Source organism: Sphingomonas sp. GW822-FHT03G08, from assembly GCF_058801135.1.
Window position 1 is genome coordinate 1665588 of record NZ_JBXAMZ010000001.1, and the last position, 15610, is coordinate 1681197.

The following is a 15610-nucleotide window of genomic DNA, read 5'->3' on the forward strand; positions in this document are numbered from 1 at the left end:
GGGTGACGCGGGCGAACACCCTCGCTATGGGCTGCGCCCATGAGCCAGATCACCCCCGAAACCGTCGCCGAACACGGCTTCACTCCCGAAGAATATGAGCGCGTGCTCAAGGCAATGGGCCGCGAGCCCAACCTTACCGAGCTGGGCATCTTCTCGGTGATGTGGTCCGAGCATTGCAGCTACAAGTCTAGCCGCATCCACCTCAAGAAGCTGCCGACCACCGGCCCCCAGGTCATCTGCGGCCCGGGCGAGAATGCCGGCGTGGTCGATATCGGCGATGGCCAGGCGGCGATCTTCAAGATGGAGAGCCACAACCACCCGTCCTACATCGAGCCCTATCAGGGCGCGGCGACCGGGGTGGGCGGCATCCTGCGCGACGTCTTCACCATGGGCGCGCGCCCGATCGCCAACATGAACGCGCTGCGCTTCGGCCGGCCGGATCACCCCAAGATGAAGCACCTCATCGCCGGCGTGGTCCATGGCATCGGCGGCTATGGCAATTGCGTGGGCGTCCCCACCGTCGGCGGCGAGGTCAATTTCCACAAGGCGTATGACGGCAACATCCTCGTCAATGCGATGACGGTCGGCATCGCCGATACCGACAAGATCTTCTATTCGGCCGCGAGCGGCGTGGGTAACCCCATCGTCTATGTCGGCTCGAAGACCGGCCGCGACGGCATCCACGGCGCGACCATGGCCTCGGCCGATTTCGGCGAGGACAGCGAGGAGAAGCGCCCCACCGTCCAGGTCGGCGATCCCTTCACCGAGAAGCTGCTGATCGAAGCATGCCTCGAACTGATGTCATCGGACGCCATCGTCGCGATCCAGGACATGGGTGCCGCCGGCCTCACCTCCTCGTCGGTCGAGATGGCCAGCAAGGGCGGGGTCGGCATCGAGCTGATCATGGACGATGTCCCCCAGCGCGAAACCGGCATGACGCCGTACGAGATGATGCTGTCGGAGAGCCAGGAGCGCATGCTCATGGTGCTCAAGCCCGGCCGCGAAGCCTTTGCCGAAGCGATCTTCCGCAAGTGGGAGCTCGATTTCGCCGTCATCGGCCACGTCACCGATACCGGCCGCATGGTGCTCAAGTGGAAGGGCGACACCGTCGCCGACATTCCGCTCGCTCCGCTCGCCGACGAAGCGCCGCTCTATGACCGTCCGCATGTGCCGACGCCGAAGCCGGCCGAGCTGGCGAACGTGCCGGAGAGCGTGGATCCGGCCGCGGACCTGCTCAAGCTGGTCGGCACCCCCGACCTCGCCTCGCGTCGCTGGATCTGGGAACAATATGACCACATGGTCGGCGCCGACACCACGCAGCGCCCGGGCGGCGATGCCGCAGTGGTCCGCGTCCATGGCTCGGGCAAGGGCCTGGCGATCACCACCGACTGCACGCCGCGCTATTGCTTCGCCGACCCGGTCGAAGGCGGCAAGCAGGCCATTGCGGAGGCATGGCGCAACCTCTCGGCAGTCGGCGCGACGCCGCTCGCCGTGACCAACTGCCTCAACTTCGCCAATCCGCAGCGCCTGGAGATCATGGGCCAGATCGTCGGCTGCCTCGAGGGCATGTCGGAAGCCTGCATCGCGCTCGACTTCCCGATCGTCTCGGGCAACGTCTCGCTCTACAACGAGTCCAAGGCCACCGGCGGCGGCTCGGCGATCCTGCCGACCCCGGCGATCGGCGCGATCGGCCTGCTCAAGGACTACAGCAAGAGCGCGACGATCGCGTTCAAGGGCACCGGCGACATCATCCTCGCCGTGGGCGAGCGCTCGGGCCATCTCGGCCAGTCGATCTGGCTGCGCGAGCTGCATGGCCGCGAGGAAGGCCCCGCCCCGGCGGTCGACCTGATGATGGAGCGCCGCACCGGCGCCTTCATCCGTTCGGCGATCAACACCGGCTGCATCACCGCCTGCCATGACGTCGCCGATGGCGGCCTCGCCGTGGCGCTCGCCGAAATGGCGATGGCCTCGGGCATCGGCGCGATCATCGACCAGCCCCAGCCGTTCGGGATTGCGGGCTCGTTCTTCGGCGAGGACCAGGGCCTGTATGTGGTCACGGTGCGCGACGAATCGCTCGCCGACTTCCTGGTCGCCGCCGACAAGGCCGGTCTTGCGGCCGACCCGATCGGTCGCACGATCAAGGACCGGATCATCTTCGAGCTGGAAGAAGGCGATTTCTGCGTGAGCTTGACCGATCTCAAGGCGGCGCACGAAGCTTTCTTCCCAGAACTGATGGGGGAAGACGCCGCCCTGGCATGAGGTGACGCGCCGGGCCGGCAATGGAAGGAGGTCGTTCGATGACCGAAGGCTATTCCGGCACGCCGCTCGCCCAGAAGCTGGGGTTGAAGCCGGGCATGCGCAGCTGGTTCTGCGGCATGCCCGACAGCGTCCGCGACGAGATCGATCCCGAAGCGCTGGGGATCGAGGAATATGAAGTCGCCTGCACCGGGCTGCAGGCCGCGCACCTCTTCGTCACCGAACGGGCGAAGCTGGAGCGGGAACTGGACGCGCTGCTGGCGCTGATCGAGCGCAACGGCTTCATCTGGGTATCCTGGCCCAAAAAGGCCGCGAAGGTGGAAACCGACATCACCGAGGACGTGATCCGCGAGGTCGCGCTGCCCAAGGGACTGGTCGATGTGAAGGTGTGCGCGGTCGATCCCGTCTGGTCCGGCCTCAAACTGATGATCCGCAAGGAAAATCGCTGAGGACCTAGGGAAGAATCCTTAGTGCCCGCCGGAGGGCACCGGTGACATGCTGCGGTCAGGGATTCCTATGACCGAGCATGAAGCGCTGCCCTGGCAGCCCTATCCGGAACTGAGCGACGAATCGCGGATCGAGCGAGCCCGGGCCTTCCTCGCGGAAATGGCCACACGCCGCAGCTGCCGCGCCTTCAGCGATTCGCCCGTGCCCCGCGAAGTGATCGAGGCAGCGCTCCGGGCCGCCGGTTCCGCCCCCAGCGGCGCCAACCGCCAGCCCTGGCATTTCTGCGCCATCGAGGCTCCCGAGGCCAAGGCGGCGATCCGCGTCGCGGTAGAGGAGGAAGAGCGGCATTTCTATTCGGGACGTGCGCCGGCCAACTGGATCAACGCGGTCCGCCCGCTCGGCACCGGCGCCGACAAGCCCTATCTCGAGGTCGCGCCGTGGCTGATCGCGATCTTCGCCCAGCGCCATGCCACCGAAGAAGAAGAGCGCCTCCGCAACTATTATGTCGTCGAGAGCGTCTGCATCGCCGCCGGTCTGCTGCTCGCAACGCTCCATGCCGCGGGCATCGCCACCCTGGTCCACACGCCGCACCCGATGCGCTTTCTCAACCTCGTCTGCCGCCGGCCGGACAATGAGCGCCCGGTAATGCTGATCGTCGTCGGCCATCCCGCGCCGGGCGCCACCATGCCTGCCAATGTGATCAGCAAGAAGCCGCTGGAGGAGATCAGCTCCTGGCTGTAGCGTCCTGCGCAGAACGCGGCAGGGGACGAGGCATGGCAAGGGCTGGACAGCGCATTCTGGTCGCGACGCTGGTCGCCGGCACGCTCGACATCGCCGCGGCGGCGTTGCTCGCGATCCAGGCCGGGCGCACGCCCGACAAGATGCTGCGCGGCGTTGCCAGTGGACCGTTCCCAGATGCGGTCCATTGGGGCCTTGGCGGGGCTGCGCTGGGCCTGCTTGTTCATTTCGCGATCATGGCGGTGATGGCCGCCGTCTATATCCTTGCTGCTGATCGGCTGCCCGTGCTCAAGGCGCAGCGCCTGCTGGCCGGCATCCTTTATGGCATAGCCACCTGGGCGGTGATGAACCTGGTCGTGCTGCCGCTGCGCTGGCCCACTGTCTTCCCGCATCTCGACCTGCAGAGCGTCGCTACCCAACTCTTCTGCCATATCGTGCTGGTCGGCTTGCCCATCGCGCTGATCGCGGCGCGGCGCTGAATGAACCGCCCCGCCGGCAGCGCCCGGCTTGCCTCGCTGGATACGGTCCGCGGTGTGGCGGTGCTGGGCATATTGCTGCTCAACATCCTGTCCTTCGCGATGCCCGAGGCCGCCTATTTCAACCCGCGCGCCTATGGCGGCTGGCACAGCGCCGACCTTGCCACCTGGGCGGTCAACTTCATCCTGTTCGACGGGAAGATGCGCGGGCTGTTCTCGTTCCTGTTCGGCGCATCGACCCTGCTGGTGATCGAGCGAGCCGAAGCCGGCGGGCTAAGCCCTGCCGAGGTCCATTACCGGCGCATGGCCTGGCTGCTGGTCTTCGGCATCGCCCATCTGTTCCTCGTCTGGCACGGGGACATCCTGGCCCATTATGCGCTGGTGGGCATGATCGCCTTTGCGATGCGGGACATGCCGGTTTCGCGGCTGATCATCCTTGGCATCCTGCTGGGCCTGGCAGGGGCGGTGCTGTTTGCGACGATCCCTTTGGGTATCGTCGCGGCGATGGGGAGGGATTCGAACCCTCAGGCGCTCCATGACTATAGTCTCATGTTCGGGGTGCCGAACGCGGCCGATATCGCGCGGGAACTGGCGCTGCACCGGGGCGGCTACGGCCCGATCCTGCTCGACCGGCTGCAGCATGACAGCGGCGCGCTGACCGGGCAGCTGATCTTCTTCGGGCCCGAGACCCTCGCCTATATGCTCTTCGGCATGGCGGCGCTGCGCAGCGGCATGCTGCGCGGCGAATGGGCCCCGGCACGCTATCGCCGCTGGCTCGTCGCCTGCTGGAGCATCGCGCTGCCCGCCTATGCGCTGCTGGCCTGGTGGCAATGGGCATCGGCCTTCGACATCCGCGTGGTCGCCGCGATGATGCCGCTGACCGCGCTGGCCCGCCCGCCGATGATCGCCGGCTGGATCTGCCTGATCCTGCTCCTCGCCCGCCCCGGCGGCCGGCTGACCGCCCGGCTGGCGGCGGCGGGGCGCATGGCCTTCACCAACTATCTCGTTACCAGCCTGATCTGCACCACGCTCTTCTACGGCTATGGCCTGGGCTGGTACGGCCATCTGAGCCGCTGGCAGCTCTACCCCGTAGTTTTCGGGATCTGGGCAGCGATCCTGACCTGGTCCAGTCTCTGGCTCCACGCCTTCCGATTCGGCCCGTTCGAATGGCTGTGGCGCAGCCTTGCGCGCTGGGAGCTGCAGCCGCTCCGCAACACCAGCCTACGTAATAATGCGACTGCCTCGCAATAGTCTTGCGAATCAGTGTCAATAGCCCTAGATCACCCGCAGCGAGTTGCGAGGGTTCGATGGTCGTTTGCGTTTGCAATGCTCTGCGGGAACGGGAAGTGCGCGAAGCCGCGCGTGGCGGCGCAACCAGCGCATGCCAGGCCTATCGGGCGCTCGGCTGCCAGGCCAAGTGCGGACAATGCGTGCCATTCGCACGTGAGATCATCGCCGAGGAACGTGCTGCTGCGTAACAGTCGCAACAGCCAAAAACCGCAGAAATCCGCCATTTTTTGACTGTTAAACGCGGCCGTCCGCGCCTATTCTGCTGCCCGAAATTCAATCAGAAAACAGGTGGCAGCAATGAAGGGCGACCCCAAGGTCCTCGACTATCTCAACGAGGCGCTCAAGAACGAGCTCACCGCGATCAACCAGTATTGGCTGCACTATCGCCTGCTCGACAATTGGGGCGTGACCAAGCTCGCCGAGCTGGAGCGCCACGAATCGATCGACGAGATGAAGCACGCCGACAAGCTGGCCGAGCGCATCCTGTTCCTTGACGGCCTGCCCAATTTCCAGCTGCTCGGCCGGCTGCGCATCGGCGAGACGGTGGAAGAGATCCTCAAGGCCGACCTGGCGATCGAGATGGAAGCCATCCCGCTGCTGCGCGACGCGATCCAGCATTGCGAGAGCGTGCGCGACTATGTCTCGCGCGACCTGTTCGCCTATATCCTCGACAGCGAGGAAGAGCATGTCGACACGCTGGAGAAGCAGTTCGACATGATCGCCCGCATGGGCCTGGAGAACTATATCCAGCTCAACAGCAAGCCTGTCGAAGGCAGCTGAGCCGCATCGGCATCAGGCATTCGGAGCCGGGCCCTTTCCCAAGGGTCCGGCTTTTTCGTATCCGGCACCGGACACGGTTGTTGCTCAACGGCGTCAAGGAGCGGCCGGCGATCCGGCTGGGGCGAGCGAAGCAGGCGAAATCCTACATTGCAAGGCGGGTTGGGTGCGGAGCGCCTGCCCCGGGGGAGCGGAATGTGGATTCCCAGCCCGCGCCCGTGGGCACGGAAATCAGCCCCAGGCTGGTGGCGGGGTAATCCGCGAGCGATGTCGCGCGTGGCACGCTACCCCTCCACCACCAGCTTCGCTGGCGGTCCCCCTCCCCCTCCGGGGGAGGATGGTGGTGCCAGCACCAAGAAGCACTGCGATCCGGCCCTCGCGGGGATGACGACAGTAGCGCGGCGATGTCGGTGGGTGGGTTCAGGCGCCCTCGCCAGTGCCCGAGACTGGGCCCCGGCCTTGGCCGGGGAACCGGAAGGAAGCTGCCGCGCGAAGAAGCCTCACGAAATCCCGGCGGCCGGCGGGATAACGCGAACGGGCAGCCTCAGCCCGCGAGCGAGCGGCGGCCGAAGACCGGGCGGCGTTCCACCAGCGGATTGGATTCGCGCTCAAGCAGCGCGAGCGTGGCTTCGAAGAGCGGGCGCAGCGCCACGACATGTTCGAGGACATTGGTGGGCGTATCCTGGCGCTCGACGCAGGAGCGCGCGGCCATCTCGATCGTCTCGGCCAGATCGGCCAGCGGATCGGCGCCGAACTGGCGCGCCTCGCCCTTGAGCGTGTGCGCGGGAATCACCATCGACGCGGCATTGTTCGCGCGCATGGCTTCCTCGATCCGCGCGACCGACTTCACGCCGTCTTCGCGGAAATAGCCGAGAATCCGCACGAAATTGGCGCCGAGCTCGGTCCGCGCCTGCGAAAAACTGTCCCAGTTCACCAGCTGCTCGCTGCCGGTCATCGCTTCATTCCCCTACTCCGCACCCCAGAGCACGGGAGGAGATTAAAGCCGGTTCGTAAACACAGGGTTGATTTAGGCTAAGGGTCGTTACGGAAGCGTCTGGATTCTCAACCCTTATCGCGATCGAACGGGTTCTTCGGCGCACGCAGATTGAGCCGCACCGGCACCGCCCCGAAATCAAACTCCTTGCGCAAGCCGTTGATCAGATAGCGCTGGTAGCTCATCGGCAGCAGATCGACCCGCGTGCCGAACAGCACGAACGTCGGCGGGCGCGTCTTGTTCTGCGTGACGTAGCGCGGCTTGATCCGCTTGCCGCCGGGCGCGGGCGGCGGGTTCGCTTCGATCGCGCGCTCGAACCAGCGATTGAGCTGACCGGTCGAGACGCGGCGCGACCAGGATTCACGCGTCTTGAAGGCGACGTCGATCATCGTGTCGAGGCCCTTGCCGGTCACCGCGGACACGGTGAGCAGCGGCACACCCTTCACCTGGGCGAGACCTTCGTCGAGCGCCTTCTTCACGCCGTTGAACAGGCTGGAGGCATCTTCGGCCACATCCCACTTGTTAAGCACGATGATCAGCGCGCGCCCTTCCTGGAGCACACGATCGGCGATCTTGAGGTCCTGGACTTCCAGCCCGCGCGTCGCATCGAGCAGCAGCACCACGACTTCGGCGAAGTCGATCGCGCGCAGCGTGTCCATCACGGAGAGCTTCTCCAGCTTCTCCTCGACCTTCGCCTTCTTGCGCATGCCGGCGGTGTCGATCAGGCGGACCCGGCGCATATTGCCGTCGAAATCCTCCCATTCCCAATCGACCGAGATCGAATCACGGGTGATCCCCGCCTCCGGCCCGGTGATCATCCGGTCCTCGCCGAGCAGACGGTTGACCAGAGTCGACTTGCCGGCGTTCGGACGGCCGACGATCGCCAGCTTGAGCGGGGCGTTGGGGTTGTCGGGATCTTCCTCCTCGACTTCCTCCTCGCCCTCCCGCTCGACGTGCGGCAACAGCGCCTCGAACAGGTCGGCCAGGCCTTCGCCATGCTCGGCGGAGAGCTGGACGGGCTCGCCGAAGCCGAGCGCCATCGCCTCGATCACGCCGGTTTCGCCTGCGCGGCCCTCGGCCTTGTTGGCGACGAGGATGATCGGCCGGTCGGTCGAGCGCAGCCAGCGGGCGATCTCCTCGTCGAGCGGTGTCACACCGGCGCGGGCATCGACCAGAAACAGCGCGACATCGGCGTCCTGCACCGCTGCCTCGGTCTGCTGGCGCATGCGGCCGGGCAGCGTCGCCGCGTCCTCGTCCTCATAGCCGGCGGTATCGAAGATGCGGAACTCGAGCCCGAGCAGGTTCGCCTCGCCCTCGCGGCGATCGCGGGTCACGCCCGGCTGATCGTCGACCAGCGCGAGCCGCTTGCCGACGAGCCGGTTGAACAGCGTCGATTTGCCGACATTCGGCCGGCCGATAATGGCGACGGTGGGCAATGGCATGGCGTTGAAACTCTTGTCGGCGTGGTTCGATCAGAAAGAAGCAGCTTGGCCCAAAAAGCAACGGGCGAGGTCTTGCGACCCCGCCCGCCTGCCATGGCCGGGACAGATATCAGCGGAACGCGGTGAGGCGGCCCTTCTCGTCCAGAACGTAGAGGGTGTTGTTCACCACCACCGGCTGCAGCGAGATCGGATCCTTGAGATCGATCGTCGAGCTGATGCTGCCATCGGCGGGCGAGACGAACACCAGCTCGCCGCGGGTGTTGCCCAGGATCAGCTTTCCGCCGGCGAGGACCGGGCCGACCCAGCTATAGGGGTTCTTCGGCTTCTTGGCGTTCTTGTAGAGCTTGAGCTGCGAGATCCAGCGGACCTTGCCGCTGGTGCGCGACAGGCAGAGCAGGCGCGCATCGTCGGTGACCACGAACAGCCACTCGCCCGCCACCCAGGGGGTGGAGATGCCGGCGATGTTCTGTTCCCACATGCGGTTGCCGGTGGCGATGTCCATCGCGACCATGCGGCCGCCCTGGCCCACGGCGTAGACGCGGCCCTGATCGATCACCGGCTCGGCATCGATGTCCGACAGCGACGAGACCGAGGTGGTCATGCTGCTGCGCGACAGCACGTCGCTCCACAGCTGGCGGCCATTCTCGTAGCGATAGGCGTTGAGCTCACCCGAGGAGAAGCCCGCGACCAGCGTGCCCTGGGCCGAAGCCGGGGCAGCGACGCCGAACACGCCCTGGGTCTCGAGGCTGGCCGATGCGGTCCAGCTGACGTCACCATTCTCCTGCTTCATCGCGAAGAGCTGGTTGTCCTGGGTGACGACATAGAGATTGTCGTTGGCCAGCGTCGGCGCGCCGCGCAGCGGGCCGCCCGGGCGCTTGCGCCACACCTCGGTGCCGTCGGCGACGTTGAGCGACACGACATCGCCCAGGCCGTTGGTGGCGAAGACATGCTCGCCCGCGACGCTGACGCCGCCGCCGAAGCGCGCGGTCTTGTTGCCCTCGGCCTTCACGGTCGCGGCGGTCCACAGCTCGTTGCCGCTGTCGGCGGACATCGCATGGACGACACCGTCGGTGTCCATCACGAACAGCTTGCCGCCCGCGATCACCGGCGACGCGGCGAGGCGCTCGCGCTTCGAGGTCTTGGCGACCTGCTTGCTCCAGACGCGCGACGGCGAGGCCGAAAGCGCGAGATGGCCCATCGACTTGGCGGCGTTGCCGCCCGGCTGCGTCCAGTCCTCGTTCACGGCCGCTTCGGGCACGAGCACGTCGACATTGGCCAGCGACTTGTCGCTGGTGATGTCGTTCTCGGACATCAGGATGGGAACGCGCTCGCCGAGCACGGGCGTCTTCTTGCCGCCCGATCCCTTGAAGACCCCGCAGCCGCTAACCAGCGCGAGTGCCGCAAGGGCCCCAGCCACCCTCAGCTTATTGTTCATTTAGCCTGCTTTTCCTTCGACTGATCGAGGACGTCGATCCCCAATACGCTCGCCAGCTGAACCGCGCGTTGCCGCGTCGTATCCGGCACGTTCTCGCCCCCCTGGGCAATCTGCTGGAGCAGCTGGCCGGCCTCGGCCCGCTTGCCCAGCTTGATCTGTGCGGCCGCCACCATCTCGCCGGCGCTGCCGAACCAGGCCGAATCCGGCTTGGCGAGCGCCTGGAGGCGCGAGACCACCACGTCCGGCTTCAGCGTGTCATACTCGACCGTGGTCTGGCGGAGCAGCGCATAGTCGCGATAGGGCTTGGCGAAGCCGCTGTTGCTGGCGACGGTCGCGAACTTGGCGGCGGCGCCCTTCAGGTCCTTCTTCTGGACGAGGAGGTTGCCCTCGACGATCGCCGACATGGCGGCGAAGCCGTTGGTGCCGCTGGCGGCCAGCTTGGCGAGCTCGGGCGCTGCCTTGTCGCCCTGGTTCTGCTCGATCTGGCGGAGCGCCGCGTCATATTGCTCGCCCTTCTGGCCAGCCGCGGAATCGCTCTGGTGCTGCCAGAACAGGAAGCCGCCGAGCGCCGCGAAGGCGATGACGATGCCGCCGATGATCAGCCGCCCATATTTCTGCCAGATGCCAAGCACCTGCGAGCGGCGATATTCCTCGTCGACTTCGCGCAGGAAGGCTTCGTCTGTCGTGCCGGAGGGGGGAAGCGCCAAAATCTACCTCATGCGTCTCTTGCGGGCGCGGACCTATAGCCGCGCCGTGCGGGAATCGATAGCGCTCGGTAGCCCGTCAATCCCGCGGCGCATAGACCTGATCGGGTCCCGGAAAGGACCGCGACCGAACATCGGCGGCATAGGTTTCAACCGCGGCGGAAATACGGCCAGCCAGATCGTCATATTTCTTCACGAAACGGGCGGTGCGCTCGAACATGCCGAGCATGTCGTCGATGACGAGGACCTGGCCGTCGCATTCGGCCGAGGCGCCGATGCCGATCACCGGGCAGGAGACAGCGGCGGTGATCTCCTTCGCCAGCGTCTCGACCACGCCCTCGACGACGATGCCGAAGGCGCCGGCGACGGCGATGGCGCGGGCATCGTCGATGATCTGGGCGTGCTCGGCATTGCTGCGGCCGCGCGCGCCATAGCCGCCGAGCGCGTTGACCGCCTGGGGCGTGAGGCCGACATGGCCGACCACTGGAATGCCGCGCTTCGTCAGGAACTCGACCGTGGGGGCAAGCGTCTCGCCACCTTCGAGCTTGACGCCGGCGGCGCCGGTTTCGGCGAGGACGCGCGAGGCCGAGGCGAAGGCCTGTTCGGGGCTGCCCTCATAGCTGCCGAACGGCATGTCGACGATCACCAGCGAATGCCAGCTGCCGCGCACCACCGCGGCACCGTGCGCGATCATCATGTCGAGCGTGACCGGCAGCGTCGACGGCAGGCCGTAGATCACCTGGGCCAGGCTGTCCCCGACCAGCAGCACGTCGCAATGCGGATCGAGCAGCTGCGCCATCCGCGTGGTGTAGGCGGTCAGCATCACGATCGGGTCCTTGCCCTTGCGATCGCGGATGGCGGGAACGGTCAGGCGCTTCATCGGCGCCGGGGTCGGGTTAGCGCGGCTCGTGGCCGTGTCCATCGTGACGTGCGACATGCCGAGCTCTCTAGCCGCTCCGAACCGCGCCCGCCAGCACCGAGCGGCATGCAAGTTCGCCGCGCTTGACTCAATGTTATATATTTCTAACATAAGGTCATGTGATTCGAACTTGAGGTGAAGAATGCCATTCAAGGAAAAGATCGCCTGGATCTCGGTGGTCACCACGATCCTGGTGTGGGGCGGCTATTTCGGCTTCGGACTGGCGACCGGCTGGCAGATGCACGGCATGGTCTATGTCACGGGCTTTGTCGGCGCGGTGATCGTCCAGACGATCCTGGTGGTGGTGGCGAGCATCGTCACCGCCGCGCTTGCCCCCCGCGACGCCAGCGCGGGCAGCGACGAGCGCGACCGCGACATCGCCCGGCGCTCCTATGCCTTCGCCTATCCGGTGCTGCTGACCCTGGTCCTGTGCGTCGCGGCGAGCATGCACTTCGGCGTCAGCAAGATCGGCATGGCCTATGGGATCATGGGCGCGATCGTGATCGCCGAGATCGTCCACTATGCCGCGCAGATCGCCGGCTATCGCCGGGGATATTGAGCATGGCCTATCGCGAAAAGACCGCCTGGCTGACGCTGATCTGCATGATCGTGGCGTACGGCATCTACTTCCCGATGATGGCGCTCCGGGACACACAGCCCACGCTGTTCGACATCCTCTGGGCCTTCGGCATCATCGCCGGGCTGCAGGCAGTGGCGGTGATCATCGGCAGCATCGTCCTCGCCATCCAGACCGAGCCGACCGCGCGCCGCGCCGACGAGCGCGACAAGGCGATCGCCCGGCGCGGCGCCTCGGCCGGCTTCTATGTGCTGATGGCCGGCACGATCCTGGTCGGCGTGGTGATGCCCTTCACCGAACCGGCGCCCAAGATCGTCAACACCACCCTGCTCGCGCTCGTCATCGCGCAGGCGGTGAGCCTGGTCCTGGTCCTCATGAGCTATCGGAGGGGCTGGCATGGCTAAGGGACGCGTCATCAACCAGGTCCGCACGCTGCGCTTCCTCGCCGGCGAGATGACCCAGGCCGAGCTGGGCGACAGGATCGGCCTTACCCGCCAGACCGTGGCGGCGATCGAACAGGGCAAATATTCGCCGACGCTCGAGGCAGCATTCCGCATCGCCCAGGTATTCGGCAAGCCGCTGGAGGAAGTATTCAGCTGGGAGGAATAGGCTTCAGCTACCCATTTTGGCAGAGCCGGCACTTGCACGGATCGGCAACCACGCTAGCGTGGTTGCCACCAGATTGGGGGGAATCAGGATGCGTCTCGCACTGCTCGCGCTTGCCGCGCTCATTACACCGCATGCGGCCTCGGCCCAGTCCTGGCGCCTCGCCGCCTATTCGAACCAGGCGCCGCAAATGGCCTATTTCGTCGACGTCGATTCGGTGCGCCGCAATGGCAACGTCGTGACGTTCAAGCAGCAGACCATCTACGAGACGACCAGCCCGACGCGCGACTTCGACCGCTCGATGCTCACCCGCCAGGCCGACTGCTCGGCGATGACCTCGTTCATGCGCGACAGCAGCTTCTATGTGCGCGGCACCTATCTGGACACCGAGGCCGGCCCCAGCGACCCGACGCTCGCCAAGCCGGGCACCGTGCTGCTGACCATGCTCAACACGGTGTGCGGCCGCGGCGACTATTTCTCGCCGGTGGTCGCCAATCCGGAAATCTGGGTGCTCGAGAAGTTCCGCAAGGGCTTTTGAGCGTCAGCTGTTCCCCGGCGAAAGCCGGGAAAGCCGTTTACCGTGTGCGCCTGCCCTTACAGCAGCGTCCTGGCGTAGATCTCCGGCTTGAAGCCGACCAGCACACCGCCCGGATATTCGAGCACCGGCCGCTTGATCATCGAAGGCTGGGCCAGCATCAGCGCCGCCGCCTTGCCGGCATCGATTCCCTCGCGATCGGCATCGGGCAGCTTGCGGAAGGTGGTGCCGGCCCGGTTGAGCAGCACTTCCCAGCCGACCATCCCGCTCCAGCGCGCCAGCCGCGCGGCATCCACGCCCTGCGTCTTGTAGTCGTGAAAGGCGAACGGGATGCCATGCTCGTCGAGCCAGGTCCGCGCCTTCTTGATCGTGTCGCAATTCTTGATGCCGTACATGGTGATGGTCATTGCGCGCTTTCCTGATCGGGTCTGATATCCCCATATTGCCTGGACCAGGGAGCACAAGCGGAGGTGCGGCATGCGCGACGTAAAGCTGCTGGCGGGCGGCAACCCGCAGATCCCCAAGGGCGAGGGCGATGCGCCGGTGCAGGCCTATCTCGCCGCGATGCCGGGCTGGAAGCAGCGGATCGGACGCACGGTCGATGCCTTGGTGACGACCACCCTGCCCGGCGTGCGCAAGGCCGTGAAGTGGAACTCGCCCTTCTATGGCGCGGCGGACCAGGAAGGCTGGTTCCTGTCGTTCCATTGCTTCGACCGCTATGTGAAGCTGACCTTCTTCCGCGGGACCTCGCTCGATCCGGTGCCGCCGGGGCCGTCGAAGCAGAAGGATGTGCGGTATCTCGACATCCGCGAGGAGGATGCGATCGACGAGGCGCTGCTGGCGGCATGGTTCCGGCAGGCGAGCGCTTTGCCGGGGGAGAGGCTGTAGGATGTAGCCTGTGCTCTCCCCGTCATCCCCGCGAAGGCGGGGATCCATTGTCGCTGAAGAGAATGAGACTCACGCCGGTCAGCCAGAATGGATCCCCGCCTTCGCGGGGATGACAGAGGTAGGCGCGAGGACAGAGGTAGGTGCGAGGACGGAGGTAGGTGCGAGGACGGAGGTAAGTGTGGGAATGACGAAGGGTAGGTTTTCCTAGTCCTTCAGGAACCGCCCCAGCGTGACCACGCCCTGCGGCTCCAGCCCCAGCGCGGCGTAGAAGTCCAGCGCCTCGGCATTGGTGTCGCGCACCATCAGCTGGATCTTGGGGCAGCCGCGGGCACGCAGCCAGTCTTCCGCCGCCGACATCAGCTGCCGGCCGAGACCGGTGCGGCGGGCGCTTTCCGCCACGGCGAGATAATAGACCCAGCCGCGATGGCCATCGTCGCCGATCATCACGCTGCCGATAACCCCGCCCTCGCCTTCCGCGAGCAGCACGATCGAGGTCTCGCCTGCCAGCGCCCGGGCAAAATCCTGCGCGGGATCGTTCCAGGGCCGGGTGAGCCCGCAGGCATGCCACAGCGCGATCACCGCATCGGCATCCGCGATCAGAGCTTCGCGGGTCATGCCGGCTTCCGGGCGATGCGCCACAACGTCACGCCGCCGATCAGCAGCCACACCACGTTGAGCGCGGCCGAGGGAATCGCGCCGTTCCATCCGCTGTTGACGATGAAGCAGGCCGCGCCGGCGACGTTCATCCATTGATAGAGGCGCGACTGGCCGGTCACCTTGCCCGAGGAGAGCAGCAGATAGGCCACGAGGATCAGTCCGGCGCCGGTCCAGCCGACGACCTCGATCAGCACCCGCTCGACAGTCATCGCGCGATGCAGGTCGTGCCGGCCCAGAGATTGGTGACCTTGCCATCGGGCGCGGGCGTGCTGAGCAGGCCGGAAAGCCCGCCCATCATGAATTCATTGCCGATCGAGGTCTCGCCGACATCGACTGCGCTGCCGGACGCTTCCAGCTCCTTGCGGGTAGTGCCGATGCCGACGCCATTGCCGGTGGTGAACTTGCCGTTCTCGCGCCCGTCCAGATCCCAGCCGGCGAACTTGCCGTCGTCGAAATAGAGCGACAGGCCGTTGCGGAAGGCGGCATAGCCCAGCGCGCCGGCGCCGCAATCCTGGTTGACGGCTTCCTCGATCGGGCTGCCCAGCGCGGCGCTGATCATCTTCACCGCTTCCGCCTTGGCCATGCCGAATCCGACATGGCGCGAAGAGCCATTGGGCAGGACCAGGGTCAGTTCGTCCGGCGCGAGATTGACGCCCACCCCTGCCGCTTCCTCGCTGGCATTGGCGATATTCACCTCGGGCGGCGCGGAGGGGACGATGATCTCGGCCTCGTTCGCCGCGGCGTTGTTGGTGACGGGCTTCTCCGCCTCGGGCGAGCAGGCGGCGAGCAGCCCCAGCGCGGTGAGCGCGGCCGGCAGCAGCTTGATCGTCATCGTCATTCCCCCATCCCGATACAGCGCCATTGTCCCA

At 66.1% G+C, this 15610-nt stretch carries 21 protein-coding genes; 12 read left to right on the forward strand and 9 right to left on the reverse strand.

The window, feature by feature from the left end; translation table 11 throughout:
• The first annotated feature begins 39 nt into the window (after window positions 1–39).
• The 7 genes from purL to bfr all read left to right on the forward strand — a co-directional run bounded on the left by purL (window position 40) and on the right by bfr (window position 5987).
• Complete coding sequence (gene purL / locus AC1RJ5_RS07390) at window positions 40–2259, forward strand: phosphoribosylformylglycinamidine synthase subunit PurL (protein WP_493112544.1); 2220 nt, start codon at window positions 40–42, stop codon at window positions 2257–2259.
• Between the two features lie 38 nt (window positions 2260–2297).
• The gene (locus tag AC1RJ5_RS07395; RefSeq protein WP_269574456.1) at window positions 2298–2705 is read left to right on the forward strand and encodes a hypothetical protein; all 408 of its coding nucleotides are present in this window, start codon (window positions 2298–2300) and stop codon (window positions 2703–2705) included.
• 67 nt (window positions 2706–2772) lie between these two features.
• Window positions 2773–3444, forward strand: a complete 672-nt coding sequence (locus tag AC1RJ5_RS07400; RefSeq protein WP_342250098.1) for a nitroreductase family protein — start codon at window positions 2773–2775, stop codon at window positions 3442–3444.
• A gap of 32 nt (window positions 3445–3476) precedes the next feature.
• The gene (locus tag AC1RJ5_RS07405) at window positions 3477–3920 is read left to right on the forward strand and encodes a hypothetical protein (RefSeq protein WP_342250097.1); all 444 of its coding nucleotides are present in this window, start codon (window positions 3477–3479) and stop codon (window positions 3918–3920) included.
• Window positions 3921–5168, forward strand: a complete 1248-nt coding sequence (locus AC1RJ5_RS07410; protein WP_269574453.1) for a DUF418 domain-containing protein — start codon at window positions 3921–3923, stop codon at window positions 5166–5168.
• Between the two features lie 56 nt (window positions 5169–5224).
• Window positions 5225–5395 carry a (2Fe-2S)-binding protein gene (locus AC1RJ5_RS07415; protein ID WP_184169560.1) on the forward strand — a complete coding sequence of 57 codons (171 nt, stop codon included), beginning with the start codon at window positions 5225–5227 and terminating at the stop codon, window positions 5393–5395.
• Window positions 5396–5504: 109 nt separating this feature from the next.
• Window positions 5505–5987 carry a bacterioferritin gene (gene bfr / locus AC1RJ5_RS07420; protein ID WP_184169562.1) on the forward strand — a complete coding sequence of 161 codons (483 nt, stop codon included), beginning with the start codon at window positions 5505–5507 and terminating at the stop codon, window positions 5985–5987.
• Between the two features lie 541 nt (window positions 5988–6528).
• Here the strand turns inward: bfr and AC1RJ5_RS07425 are convergent.
• The 5 genes from AC1RJ5_RS07425 to panB form a co-directional block, all read right to left on the reverse strand.
• On the reverse strand, window positions 6529–6939 hold the full coding sequence (locus AC1RJ5_RS07425) for an Hpt domain-containing protein (protein WP_269574452.1): 411 nt from the start codon (window positions 6937–6939) through the stop codon (window positions 6529–6531).
• Between the two features lie 107 nt (window positions 6940–7046).
• On the reverse strand, window positions 7047–8420 hold the full coding sequence (gene der, locus AC1RJ5_RS07430) for a ribosome biogenesis GTPase Der (protein WP_342250096.1): 1374 nt from the start codon (window positions 8418–8420) through the stop codon (window positions 7047–7049).
• A 109-nt stretch (window positions 8421–8529) separates the two neighbouring features.
• Entirely contained in the window at window positions 8530–9855 is a 1326-nt protein-coding gene (locus tag AC1RJ5_RS07435; protein ID WP_269574450.1) for an outer membrane protein assembly factor BamB family protein, read from the reverse strand.
• Window positions 9852–10562: a tetratricopeptide repeat protein gene (locus tag AC1RJ5_RS07440; protein WP_269574449.1), complete on the reverse strand. Its 711-nt coding sequence runs from the start codon at window positions 10560–10562 to the stop codon at window positions 9852–9854. Before AC1RJ5_RS07440 ends, AC1RJ5_RS07435 begins: the two co-directional genes overlap by 4 nt.
• Before the next feature lie 76 nt (window positions 10563–10638).
• Window positions 10639–11496, reverse strand: coding sequence for a 3-methyl-2-oxobutanoate hydroxymethyltransferase (gene panB, locus AC1RJ5_RS07445; protein ID WP_493112549.1), 858 nt, complete (start codon window positions 11494–11496; stop codon window positions 10639–10641).
• Window positions 11497–11620: 124 nt separating this feature from the next.
• Here panB and AC1RJ5_RS07450 point away from each other — a divergent pair, with 124 nt between their 5' ends.
• From AC1RJ5_RS07450 to AC1RJ5_RS07465, 4 genes are all read left to right on the forward strand, one after another.
• Complete coding sequence (locus AC1RJ5_RS07450) at window positions 11621–12037, forward strand: hypothetical protein (RefSeq protein ID WP_269574447.1); 417 nt, start codon at window positions 11621–11623, stop codon at window positions 12035–12037.
• 2 nt (window positions 12038–12039) lie between these two features.
• Complete coding sequence (locus tag AC1RJ5_RS07455; protein WP_184169577.1) at window positions 12040–12459, forward strand: hypothetical protein; 420 nt, start codon at window positions 12040–12042, stop codon at window positions 12457–12459.
• A complete protein-coding gene (locus AC1RJ5_RS07460; RefSeq protein ID WP_342250094.1) occupies window positions 12452–12664 on the forward strand; it encodes a helix-turn-helix transcriptional regulator in 213 nt (70 codons plus the stop codon). Before AC1RJ5_RS07455 ends, AC1RJ5_RS07460 begins: the two co-directional genes overlap by 8 nt.
• 88 nt (window positions 12665–12752) lie before the next feature.
• A complete protein-coding gene (locus AC1RJ5_RS07465; protein ID WP_493112552.1) occupies window positions 12753–13199 on the forward strand; it encodes a surface-adhesin E family protein in 447 nt (148 codons plus the stop codon).
• A gap of 56 nt (window positions 13200–13255) precedes the next feature.
• Here AC1RJ5_RS07465 and AC1RJ5_RS07470 read toward each other — a convergent pair whose 3' ends face one another.
• Window positions 13256–13603, reverse strand: coding sequence for an ArsC family reductase (locus AC1RJ5_RS07470; RefSeq protein ID WP_269574445.1), 348 nt, complete (start codon window positions 13601–13603; stop codon window positions 13256–13258).
• Window positions 13604–13673: 70 nt separating this feature from the next.
• Here AC1RJ5_RS07470 and AC1RJ5_RS07475 point away from each other — a divergent pair, with 70 nt between their 5' ends.
• On the forward strand, window positions 13674–14084 hold the full coding sequence (locus tag AC1RJ5_RS07475) for a DUF1801 domain-containing protein (protein ID WP_493112554.1): 411 nt from the start codon (window positions 13674–13676) through the stop codon (window positions 14082–14084).
• A 204-nt stretch (window positions 14085–14288) separates the two neighbouring features.
• Here the strand turns inward: AC1RJ5_RS07475 and AC1RJ5_RS07480 are convergent, their stop codons facing one another.
• Genes AC1RJ5_RS07480 through AC1RJ5_RS07490 form a run of 3 tightly spaced genes read right to left on the reverse strand, consistent with a single transcriptional unit; the run spans window position 14289 to window position 15579 of the window.
• Window positions 14289–14699 carry a GNAT family acetyltransferase gene (locus tag AC1RJ5_RS07480; RefSeq protein WP_493112556.1) on the reverse strand — a complete coding sequence of 137 codons (411 nt, stop codon included), beginning with the start codon at window positions 14697–14699 and terminating at the stop codon, window positions 14289–14291.
• Complete coding sequence (locus AC1RJ5_RS07485) at window positions 14696–14950, reverse strand: CBU_0592 family membrane protein (RefSeq protein ID WP_184169594.1); 255 nt, start codon at window positions 14948–14950, stop codon at window positions 14696–14698. The genes AC1RJ5_RS07480 and AC1RJ5_RS07485 overlap by 4 nt, the downstream gene beginning before the upstream one ends.
• Complete coding sequence (locus AC1RJ5_RS07490; RefSeq protein ID WP_493112558.1) at window positions 14947–15579, reverse strand: hypothetical protein; 633 nt, start codon at window positions 15577–15579, stop codon at window positions 14947–14949. The genes AC1RJ5_RS07485 and AC1RJ5_RS07490 overlap by 4 nt, the downstream gene beginning before the upstream one ends.
• Window positions 15580–15610: the final 31 nt, after the last annotated feature.